General features: G+C 58.3%; 11 protein-coding genes. All 11 read left to right on the plus strand.

Annotated elements, in window-relative coordinates:
• A partial coding sequence (locus V3W31_08310) for a tetratricopeptide repeat protein (GenBank protein ID MEE9614932.1) occupies nt 1-495 on the plus strand: 495 nt, incomplete at its 5' end.
• A gap of 49 nt (nt 496-544) precedes the next feature.
• The gene (locus V3W31_08315; protein MEE9614933.1) at nt 545-1543 is read left to right on the plus strand and encodes an NAD(P)H-dependent glycerol-3-phosphate dehydrogenase; all 999 of its coding nucleotides are present in this window, start codon (nt 545-547) and stop codon (nt 1541-1543) included.
• Between the two features lie 233 nt (nt 1544-1776).
• On the plus strand, nt 1777-4158 hold the full coding sequence (locus tag V3W31_08320) for an ATP-binding protein (protein ID MEE9614934.1): 2382 nt from the start codon (nt 1777-1779) through the stop codon (nt 4156-4158).
• A gap of 26 nt (nt 4159-4184) precedes the next feature.
• Nucleotides 4185-4910: a TIGR04283 family arsenosugar biosynthesis glycosyltransferase gene (locus tag V3W31_08325; GenBank protein ID MEE9614935.1), complete on the plus strand. Its 726-nt coding sequence runs from the start codon at nt 4185-4187 to the stop codon at nt 4908-4910.
• A 66-nt stretch (nt 4911-4976) separates the two neighbouring features.
• On the plus strand, nt 4977-6308 hold the full coding sequence (locus V3W31_08330) for a class II fructose-bisphosphate aldolase (protein MEE9614936.1): 1332 nt from the start codon (nt 4977-4979) through the stop codon (nt 6306-6308).
• 36 nt (nt 6309-6344) lie between these two features.
• Nucleotides 6345-6908 carry an elongation factor P gene (gene efp / locus V3W31_08335; GenBank protein MEE9614937.1) on the plus strand — a complete coding sequence of 188 codons (564 nt, stop codon included), beginning with the start codon at nt 6345-6347 and terminating at the stop codon, nt 6906-6908.
• A gap of 36 nt (nt 6909-6944) precedes the next feature.
• Complete coding sequence (locus tag V3W31_08340) at nt 6945-7136, plus strand: hypothetical protein (GenBank protein MEE9614938.1); 192 nt, start codon at nt 6945-6947, stop codon at nt 7134-7136.
• The gene (locus tag V3W31_08345) at nt 7129-7389 is read left to right on the plus strand and encodes a type II toxin-antitoxin system RelE/ParE family toxin (GenBank protein ID MEE9614939.1); all 261 of its coding nucleotides are present in this window, start codon (nt 7129-7131) and stop codon (nt 7387-7389) included. Before V3W31_08340 ends, V3W31_08345 begins: the two co-directional genes overlap by 8 nt.
• Before the next feature lie 121 nt (nt 7390-7510).
• Complete coding sequence (uvrC, locus tag V3W31_08350; protein ID MEE9614940.1) at nt 7511-9310, plus strand: excinuclease ABC subunit UvrC; 1800 nt, start codon at nt 7511-7513, stop codon at nt 9308-9310.
• Between the two features lie 64 nt (nt 9311-9374).
• Nucleotides 9375-9881 (plus strand): hypothetical protein, encoded by a 507-nt coding sequence (locus tag V3W31_08355; protein MEE9614941.1) that lies wholly within the window; start codon nt 9375-9377, stop codon nt 9879-9881.
• 69 nt (nt 9882-9950) lie between these two features.
• The coding region (locus V3W31_08360) for a ComEC/Rec2 family competence protein (GenBank protein ID MEE9614942.1) at nt 9951-11354 on the plus strand (1404 nt) is incomplete at its 3' end.

The raw sequence follows: 11354 nt of genomic DNA on the forward strand, positions 1-11354 counted from the left end.
GAGGAGGTGGCGGGGATATACGTTACTCTCGGCGAGCGCGCAAAGGCCATAGAGGAGTACCGCCGGCTTATCGTGGAAAAGCCCGCCGAGGCCGGTCGTTTCCGCTACCGGATAGCCGCCGAATACATGAAGGCGAACGACTTCGACAGGGCCAGGGCGGAGTTCGGTGAGATATTGAGGTCCTCGCCCCGGAGCCCGCTCAGGCCGGAAATACACTACCAACTGGCCGCCATGTACCACCTCGAGGGGCGGCTCGAAGACGCCATGGAGGCGTACGACACGGTGATCTCGGAGTTCCCCGACCACATGCTCTCCATAGAGGCGCGGCTCGGGGTGGCCTCGGCCCTGGAGGAGTCCGGGCGGCTCGCCGAGGCACTCGAGCGGTTCGTGGCTCTCGAGGGCGACTACCCCAATAAAGAGGTGGTAAGGATACGGATAGCGTCCATAGAGGAGAGGCTTAAAAAGGGGCCCGCCCCCAGGAAGAAGAAAAAGTAGGGCGGCCGGGAAAGGCCCCCTCCATCCGAAAGGGGAGAAAGGGGAAATAATGTCGAAGGAACGTGTTGCAGTACTGGGTGCCGGCAGCTGGGGCACAACGCTGGCGAACCTCCTGGCCGGAAAAGGTTTCGATGTGTCGCTCTGGGTAAGAGAGCCGGAGATATGCTCGGCCATTAAAGAGAGGGCGGAGAACGCCGTCTTTCTTCCAGGGGTAAAACTCTCCCCGAACCTCCGCCCTACCACCTCCCTTGCCGCGGCCCTCCGCGGCGCCTCCATCGTCTTATGCGTGGTGCCGTCGCACGGCATAAGGGACGTCTTCAAGGAAGCGTCGGCCCACATACCGGAGGACGCCATCCTCGCAAGCGCCTCCAAGGGGATCGAGGAAAGCACCGGCCTCACCGCGAGCGCCATATTGAAGGAGACCGTCAAGGGGGAGCGTGAGATTGTAGTCCTCTCCGGCCCCACCTTCGCGAAGGAGGTGAGCGAGGGGAAGCCCGCCTGCGTGTGCGCGGCGTCCGGGTCGGCCGACGCGTCGGCCGCGGTCCAGCGGGCTTTCTCCACCGAGGTTTTCAGGGTCTACACCAATACCGACGCCGTCGGCGTGGAGCTCGGCGGGGCGCTCAAGAACGTAATCGCGCTGGCCGCGGGCATCTCCGACGGCCTGGATCTCGGCAATAACGCGAGGGCCTCGCTCATTACAAGGGGGCTCGTGGAGATGGGCCGGCTCGGGGTCAGGATGGGCGCGAGGCCCGAAACCTTCTACGGCCTCTCGGGCCTCGGGGACCTGGTCCTTACCTGCACCGGCGAGCTCAGCAGGAACAGGACGGTCGGCGTTAAGATAGGACGGGGCCGGAGCCTCGAAGAGGTGGTCGACGAGATGAAGATGGTGGCCGAGGGGGTGAAGACCTCCAGGGCCGTAAAGGAGCTCGCTCGCGTGCATGACGTCGAGATGCCCATCACCGAGGCGGTAATCAAGGTGCTCTATGGGGGGGTCTCCCCGATGGACGCCGTGATGGCGCTTATGACAAGGGAGCTCAAAGAGGAGTGAAAAGGCCCTATGGGGCGAGTATAAAGAGTTCAAGAAGTTTAAGAAGTCTAAAAGTTTAAGAAGTTAAAAGAGGCCAACTTTTTAAACTCTTTAAACTGTTTAGACTATTTAAACTTTGTCTCCCTGCCGCGGCGCTTGCGGAAATAACCGAAAAAGTCTATACTTTGGAGATACGCAAAGGCCTTGCCGCGTCGGCCCGTACGCCGTAACGCTTCGCGAAAGAGGGACCCCTTATGTATCGCAGGTATAAGAAGAGCATCCATTCAAAGATACTCAGCCTGGTCCTCGTGGTTATAGCCATGATGATAGCCGCATCCTACCTCTGGCAGTACAGTAACGAGAAGACGCAGCTCATCGAGGAGAAGCTAAGGGCGAGTGAGATGGTGGCCCAAGTGATACTCAATGACGTGGCCACGGACATGCTGGAGGGGAGGGCCGATATGATCCGCCACTTCATGGAGGATATGAGTGCGGCGGAGCATGTGGACAGGCTCGCTATCATAAGGGGTAACGGCGTAGAGGAAGCCTTTAAGGATATGAAGACCATCCGGGAGGTCGAGGGAAGGCTCGGCGGTGTGAGGCAGGAGTGGTTAAAGGGGCACGCCGAGGTGGAGAATAACGTCGCGGAGGGCGTGGACGACCCGGGGTTTAAAAAGGCGTTCGAGGCGTTTAAGAAGGACTGGCGGAGCGAGCCGGTGCACTATGTGGAGGAGGATGGGAGGTATTTGACCTACCTCCGGCCCATAGAGGAGCAGGAGGCGTGCGGCATGTGCCACGTGCCGGAGGGGGCGAGGGGGGTGCTCATGATCTCCACCTCGCTCGACGGCATGTACGCCGCGCTTAAGGATGCGAGGGACCGGCTCCTCCTCTCTGGCGTCCTCACCCTGTTGATAGTGGGTACACTCCTCTCGCTCCTTATAAGGGCGTTCGTGACCGGCCCCATAGGCAGGGCCGTGGGCGTCATAGAGTCGGTTACCGAAAAGATAGCCGCCGGCAAGGCGAACATCTCGGCCCGCGTGGACGTGTCCTCACAAGACGAGGTGGGCTATCTCGCGAACGCGTTCAACGAGATGATAGAGTCTCTTAACACCAGGGTCAGGGAGAAGAGGCTGCTGCTGGAGAAGGTCAGCAAGAGCAGGCAGGAGTGGGAGACCACATTCGACTCCATAAACGACCTCATCACCATACACGACCGGGACCACAACCTCATGAAGGTCAACAAGGCCTTCGCCGAGAAGGTCGGCCGCGAGCCCAAGGAGCTTATCGGCGAGAAGTGCTACACGTACTTCCACTGCACCGAAGAGCCCATAGACGACTGCCCGCACGACAAGACGCTCGAGAGCAAATGCATGGAGAGCCTTGAGTTGAGGGAGCCCCACTTGAAGGGGGACTACCATATAACCACCTACCCGATATTGAACGAGGTCGGGGAGGTCACGGCGACCGTGCATATAGCCAGGGACATCACCGAGGAGAAGGCCTTGAAGGAGCGGCTCATACACACGGAAAAGCTCTCGGGCATAGGCAAGTTCGTCGCGGGCATCGCCCACGAGCTCAATAATCCGCTTATGGGGATTATGGGCTACAGCCAGCTCCTTATGGAGAGCCCGGGCGACAGGAAGGTGGAGGATATCAAGGACAAGCTCGGCAAGATATACAAGGAGTCCATGAGGACGGCCAAGATAGTGCAGAACCTCCTTACCTTCGCCAGGGCCAGGAAGCCCGAGAGGGCCCGGCACAACCTGAACGACATGGTACGCGAGACGCTCGAACTCAGGGAGTCCTCGTTCAGGTACAACAATATAGAGGTGGTAACGGAGCTGTCCCCGGACGTGCCGGATACGATGGTCGATTACTACCAGCTCCAGCAGGTGCTCATAAACGTCGTCAACAACGCGGCCGACGCCATGGTGGCCCACAGGGGAGAGGGGAAGCTCGAGATAAAGACGACGCTCAAGGGCCGTATAATAGAGATTTCCGTAATCGACAACGGCCCGGGCATACCCGCGAAGTTCTTAAACAGGGTCTTCGAGCCCTTCTTCACCACCAAGGAGACGGGGAAGGGCACCGGGCTGGGCCTTTCCATAAGCCACGGCATACTGAAAGAGCACGGGGGATGGATAGACATCTCGAGCCGCGAGGGGGAGGGGACCACCGTGACGCTGGAGCTCCCCGTGATCGCCAGAGAGGATGAAGAGGCGGAAGGGGAGGCGTCCGGGGAGGAGCGGAAAGAGGCCGCCGCGGGCGCGAGGGTGCTGGTCGTGGACGACGAGCCGGGCATAAGGGAGCCGCTCTCCGACATCCTCTCGGGCGAGGGCTTCTTCGTAGAGGTCTCCTCCGACGGCAAGGAGGCCCTGGACATCATGGAAGGGAAGGAGTTCGACATCGTAATAACCGACATGAAGATGCAGGGGATGGGGGGGAAAGAGTTCTATACCGCCGCCGTTAAAAGAGACGGCCGCATGAAGGACAGGTTCATAGTGCTTACCGGAGATATCTTCAGCCAGGACGTAAAGGACTTCCTCGATAAGAGCGGCTGTCCCTACCTTTTAAAGCCCTTTGAGGCGAAGAACCTCCTGCGCATGGTGAACGACAGGCTCTCTTCGGTTTCGTAACGGGGCCGCTCGGGGTCCGCCGCGGGATGAAGATATCGGTCGTAATACCGGCGTTGAACGAGGCGGAGAACGTAAGGGAGGCCATAGCGTCCGCAAGGGCGGAGGGGGGGGAGGGGGGAGGGGGGGAAGTCGAGGTAATAGTCGTTGACGGAGGGAGTTCGGACGAGACCTCGGCCCTGGCCGAGGCCGCGGGCGTCAGGGTGGTAAGAAGCTCCGCCGGAAGAGGGGTTCAGATGGACGCCGGGGCAGAGGCGGCCTCCGGAGATCTGCTACTCTTTCTCCACGCGGATACGAAGCTCCCCGAGGGATGGTACGGCGCTATAAGAAACTGCATGGAGGATGAAGGGGTGGCGGGAGGAGGTTTCACACTCGCCATAGACGCTCCCGGTCCCGGGCTTCGCTTGGTCGAACGGGGGGCGAGACTTCGCTATAAGCTCTTCGGCCTCATATACGGAGACCAGGCCATATTCGTAAGGCGCGAGCTCTTTTTAAAGGTCGGCGGTTTCAGGGGGTTGCCGCTCATGGAGGACGTGGACCTCGTGAGGCGGCTCGCCGCGGCCGGCAGGGTCGTTTGCCTGCCGGAGCGCATTACCACCTCGGCCAGGCGCTGGATAGAACCCGGGGTGGCCGTAAATACGTTTAAGAACTGGTCGTTTGTCGCGCTGTACTACCTCGGCGTTTCCCCCACGAGGCTCTACGGCTGGTACTACGGCCGGGACGCGGCACGGGCGGCGCGGCTGAAAAATTTCTAAATTTTTTAAACTTCTTAAACTGTTTAAACTTCTTAAACTGTTAGCACAGGAGGGAGAGAACGGCTTATGGGCTTTGAATCGACAGGTGAGATGTACGACTCTTTGAAGGGGGCGGTAAAGGAGGGCGGCGAGGTCATCGACGAGGCGGCGCTTCGCGGCGAGGCAATAGACGCCATGGTCCGCGGTGCCGTCTTCGGAGGGGAAGAGGTAAGCGGTGAGGCCCGCAGCCTCATAAAGGCCGCGGCGGGCTCGCTCGGTATATTCCCGGCGTCCATACAGGGCCTGTACGAGGCCATGGGCAGCGGTGAGGTCTCGGGCTTCACCGTACCCGCCATAAACATAAGGGGGCTTACCTACGACACGGCGAGGGCGGTCTTCAGGGCCGCTATGTCAAACGACTCGGGTGCCTTCATATTCGAGATAGCCAAGAGCGAGATAGGCTATACCGGACAGAGCCCCGCCGAGTACTCCGCCGCCATCCTGGCCGCCGCCGTAAAGGAGGGTTTCAGGGGGCCCGTTTTCATCCAGGGCGACCACTTCCAGATAAACGCGAAGAACTCCGCCGAGGACGGGGATAAGGAGGTCGGGGCGATAAAGGCGCTCGTAAAGGAGGCCATAGAGGCGGACTTCCTTAATATCGACATCGACGCCTCCACCGTTGTGGACCTCTCGAAACCCACGGTCAAAGACCAGCAGGAGCCTAACTTCACCATAACCGCGGCGCTTACCGCCTTCATAAGGGAGAACGAACCGGACGGCGTAACCGTCTCGGTAGGCGGGGAGATAGGCGAGGTCGGCGGGAAGAACTCCACCGAAGATGAGCTCCGGGCCTTCATGGACGGCTTCCTCGATACGCTCGACAAGAAGCTCAAGGGCATAAGCAAGATAAGCATACAGACCGGCACCTCGCACGGCGGGGTCGTCATGCCGGACGGCTCCATAGCAAAGGTAAGCGTGGACTTCGACATCATCGAGAAGCTCTCGAAGGTCTCAAGAGAGGCCTACGGGCTCGCGGGCGTGGTCCAGCACGGGGCCTCCACCCTCCCCGACGACGCCTTTCACCTGTTCGTCGAAAAGAGCGCGGCAGAGGTGCACCTGGCCACGGGCTTCCAGAACATGGTCTACGACAGCCCGGCCTTCCCCGTGGAGCTAAGGGACGAGGTCTACAACTACCTTAAGGACAACTTCCCCGACGAGATGAAGGAGGGCCAGACAGAGGAGCAGTTCATCTACAAGACGCGTAAAAAAGGTTTCGGACCCTTCAAGGAGAAGTTCTGGAACCTTGACGCCGCCCGGAAAGACATCATAAGCGGGGAGCTGGAGGAGAGGTTCGACCAGCTCTTCAAGAAGCTCAACTGCGGCAACACCGTCGGGCATGTGCGTAAGTGGGTCGGCTGAAAGAGAAGTAAAAAGTAAAAAGGAGAAACATTAAAGATGTTAGCTGCGACAAAACTCAGGGCGGGTATGACGATTATCTTCAAGAACGAGCCCTGCACGGTGCTGAGCGTAACGCACTTAACGCCCGGCAATAAGCGGGGGATCGTGCAGACGAAGCTCCGAAATCTAAAGACCGGCACGGGTTTCGAGAACAGGTTCCGCTCGGACGACAAGATAGAGAGGGCCGTCCTCGAGCAGCACGAGATGGAGTACCTCTACGAGAGCGGGGACGAGTACGTATTCATGAACACCGCCGACTACGAGCAGCTCTCTCTAAGCGGCGATACCCTCGGGGGTAACGTCGACTACCTGGTGTCGAACGTCAAGTTCACCATCGAGTTCTTCGACGGGAAGCCCGTCGGGGTGGAGCCGCCGAAGGTGGTGGAGATGAAGGTTGTGGACACCCCGCCCGATATGAAGGGCGCTACGGCGTCGTCCTCGGGAAAGCCCGCCACGCTAGAGACGGGCCTCAAGGTGACGGTCCCTCCGTTCGTCGAGACCGGCGAGCTCATAAGGGTCGATACCGAGGAGGGCAGGTACATAGAGAGGGCCAGGGGGTAGGGGAAAAGTAGAAAACAATGGAAGGAGGTTGGACCTATGAAAGGCGTTCAGTTTATTGTAGATGACAGTGGGAAGAAAACAGGTGTGCTGATTGATTTAAAAAAACATGGTGAACTGTGGGAAGACTTTTTCGATAGCTTGATTGCAAGGGTACGTGCCGGGGAGCCTCGCGAATCTCTTGAGTTTGTCAGGAAAAAGCTGAGGAAGCAAGGGAAGTTGAATGGGTGATTACACCATCGGCTTTGCCCGCCCAGCTCGAAAAGAACTTGAAGCTCTGGATTCCGTGGTTGTAAGACGAATCTTTCCCAGGATAGAAGCTCTTGCCGGAACGCCTCGCCCGGCAGGCTGTCGTAAGTTGCAGGGAGAAAATAATCTGTGGCGTATCCGTATCGGCGACTACCGGGTGATTTATGCGATATACGACAAAGATACGCATATAGATATTATAGCCGTCCGTCATAGAAGCGAGGCATATAAATAGATTGAAAAGGGGTATATGTACCGGTGCCCCCTTTTAGCGTTGTGGTAATTTCTCTTCAAGTATCCTGCCCTTTAACAGAACCCAGATTGAAACTACCGCTTATAAGTGATAAATTGGGCCTATGGCCCTCGACGAAAAGATAAAGTCCCTGCCCCCCTCCCCCGGGGTCTATATGATGAAGGGGCCGAGGGGGGTGGTCCTCTATATCGGCAAGGCAAAGAACCTCCGCGCCCGGGTGCGCTCCTATTTTAAAGGTAGCGGTGACGGCCGCTACGCCGTAAAGTTCCTCGTCTCGAAGACCACGGACCTGGACTACATCGTCACGGCCAACGAAAAAGAAGCATTGATCCTCGAAGACACCCTCCTTAAGAAACACAAGCCCCGCTATAACATCCGCCTTAAGGACGACAAGACCTACGTCTCGATAAAGATAACCACCACGGAAGTGTTTCCACGCATACTCGTAACGAGACGCGTGGTTAAGGACGGCTCCCGCTACTTCGGTCCCTATGCCTCGGCCGGTGCGGTACGTGAAACCGTTAAGTTCATCCGGCGCGTCTTTCCGCTCTGCGTCTGCACGCCGCACGAGTTCCGTAACAGGGTAAGGCCGTGCCTGGACTACCAACTCGGTATATGCTCCTCGCCCGCGACGGGGCTCATATCGAAGGACGATTACGCCGAGTTCGTCGAGGGGACCGTGATGTTCCTCGAAGGCAGGAACAGGGAGCTTCTGAGGAAGCTCAAGCGTAATATGAAAGAGGCGTCGGCCGCCCATTGCTTCGAGGAGGCCGCCGGGATAAGGGACAGGATACAGTCGATCGAGGCGATGCTCGAAGAGCAGAAGGTGGTCTCCACCACCGGCGTTGACCGGGACGTGTTCGCACTCGCAAGGGAGGAAGAAAAACTCGCGGTGCAGGCGCTGTTCATAAGGGAGGGCAGGCTCGTCGGCACGAGAGATTTTACCTTCGACGACACGGGACTTCCCGATGGAGAACTGCTCGGCTCTTTCCTCTCTCAGTTCTACCGTGGGGGGAAGTTCGTACCGGACGAGGTGCTCGTGCCGGCGCTTATCGAGGGGAGGGCGGCCGTGGCCGAATGGCTAACGGATAAGAAGGGCAGGAAGGTCGAGATACGGAACCCCGCGAGGGGAGGGAAGGTAAAGCTCATAAAGATGGCCGAGGCCAACGCCCGCGAGGCATTGAAGAAGGCAAAGGAGAGCGGCGAGGCCGTGGACGGCGTTACGGCGGAGATGAAGAGAAGGCTTCGCCTGAAGACCCTCCCCCGGACCATAGAGGCGTTCGACATATCGAACATAGGCGGCAGGGAGGCCGTGGGGGCCATGGTAACGTTCACCGGCGGCAGGGCCGACAAGAACCGCTACAGGCGCTATAAGATAAAGGGAGTGGCGGGGCCGGACGACTATGCGATGATGCACGAGGTACTCTCCAGGCGTTATGCCGATACGGAAAAAGCGGGGAAAACACCTCTGCCCGATCTGGTACTCGTGGACGGCGGCAAGGGCCAGCTCGGTATCGCGGTGAGCGTCATGCGCGAGCTCGGTATAGAGGGGGTCGAGCTCGCGGCGCTGGCCAAAGATAAGAACGATAAAGGCGAGCGTGTCTTCCGCCCCGGCGTGAAGGACCCCGTACTCTTAAGGGAGGGCTCGAAGGCCGACCTTCTCCTCCGGAGGATAAGGGACGAGGTCCACCGCTTCGCCGTCACCTACCACCGTAAGCTCCGGGGTAAAGCCGTCTCATCCGTTCTCGACCGCGTACCCGGCATCGGCCGCAAGAAACGGGCGCTCTTGTTTGAAAAGTTCGGCGACCTCGACGGTATCAGGAAGGCTTCTGTCGAGGAGCTTACCGCCATCCCCGGCATAACCGAAAAGATTGCAAGGGCGTTGAAGAAAGATTTAAAATAGTGTGGCGTGGGGCCTATCCCGAGCACAAAGGATATGTTGGAACGTTAGGAAAATGAAACTATCATTGGCGTTAACATTTGCTGCCCTTTTGTATTGCACTTCGATGTCTGTATCAGCAGAGCGCAATGTTGTCGTTGATATTGCCAATAGAACGATAGATGGGGTGGATATGAAGCTGGGGATGGGGGAAATTACCTCGATTGTCGGACAAAGTAGAGTTGTAAAGGAGATTGAATACTTGGAAGGCGATCCGTCGGATTTATATGTTATAGATTTTTACGGTCATAAAGTATACAGGCATTGGAATGGGATTTCTTTTACCGATTCGTTTTTCCAAACAAAAAAGGGGTTGAGAGTTGGCTCTACGATTTCCGAGTTTGATCGAGAGTACGGCGTTGGTGAACTATCGTGGAGTGAGGGCGCCGGCCACGTCGTTCGTTATTCGGCAAAAGAAACTACATTCGTCATTCTTACGCCTGGCGGCTGTATTACTTATCAGAATAAGGAGGTAACGATTAAGCGTCGCTATTGCAAGGCAACTGAGATATGGTTTGTAAATCGATCTATGTGAGTGCAGTTGCGTAGGCTGGCCCCCACCGTTCTTTTTGCCATGCCGTCCCTGATGTGATACTTTCTACGCATGCGTCCGCTCGTGCCCGTTGCCCTCTCCTTTATGCTCGGCATCTATGCCGGGGAGAGGTTCGCGCCGGGGTACGGGGCCGTGTACGCGGGTCTGCTCGTCTCCCTTATCCTCCTCCTCGCAGCCGCCCTTAAGAGATGGTCCTTCAGTCACTTCGTAAACCTTCCGCCGTTCTTCCTGCTCGGCGCTCTCTTCATCCTGCCGGTCATAAGGCCGGAGATTCCGGATAACCATATAAAGAACTTTATCGATGCAACCGATAACCCGCTCGGCCTCCGGGTCGAGGGGCGGGTGCACGGCCCGCCGGAGCCGAGGGGAGACAGCGGCACGAGACTCTACGTGGATACGGAGGCCGTCTTAACGGGCGACGTCCGGCTCCCGGTAACCGGAAGGGTCATGCTTACGGTGAAAGGCGCGGAGACGGGTATCAAGAGGGGAGAACGCGTAAAGTTCCTGTCGAAGCTGAAAGAGCCCCGGAACTTCGGCAACCCCGGCGGCTTCGACTACCAGCGGTGGCTCGCCCGTAAAGGGGTCTTCGTCACGGGCTACGTCAAGGAGGGCTTTATCGTCAGGACCGGCACCGGGGGAGGGGGAGAGGGTTTTTTACGTAAGATAGATGCGGCAAGAGACAGGGTAGGGGAGTTCATAGACTCTTCCGACATGAAGCACGGGGGGATCTTGAAGGCCCTTACCATAGGGGAGAAGGGGACAATACCCGAGGAGACGAGGGAGGTGTTCATAGTGGCGGGCACCGCGCACCTCCTCGTCATTTCGGGGCTCCACGTCGGCTTCGTCGCCTACTTCTGCTACTCGCTCTTTCTTTGGATACTGAAGCGCTCCGAGCGGCTGATGCTCGCGGTGAACGTAAAGAGGGCGGCCGCGCTTATGAGCCTCCTCCCGGTCGTGACATACGGTTTTATAGCGGGCTTCCCGGTCTCTACCCAGAGGGCCGTCATAATGGTGGGTACCTTCGTTATAATGCTCTTTATGGGCAGGGTGCGGGACCTCTATAACACTCTCGCGCTTGCCGCACTTGTCGTGCTCCTGGTCTCGCCGGGGGTGCTCGGGGAGGTGTCCTTCCAGCTGTCGTTCATCGCCGTACTCGCGATCATCTATCTCGTCCCCGGCCTGAAGGCGCTCTACGCAAGGGATGAGGACGAGGCGATAAGCGGGGGGTTGAGCCTCTGGGAAACCAGGCTCAGGCGGAAGGCGGTAATGCTCTTCTTCGTGAGTGCGGCGGCCACGGCCGGAACGTGGCCCGTCCTTGCCCACCACTTCCACAGGGTCTCGCTCGTCGCCCCGCTCTCGAACCTCCTCATCGTGCCGCTCTTCTGCTTCGTTACCGTGCCGCTGGCGTTACTCTCGGCACTCTTCCTGCCTCTATGGGAGGGGCTTTCGGGTGTG

This window comes from Thermodesulfobacteriota bacterium (assembly GCA_036482575.1).
Classification (GTDB): Bacteria; Desulfobacterota; GWC2-55-46; order GWC2-55-46; family JAUVFY01; genus JAZGJJ01.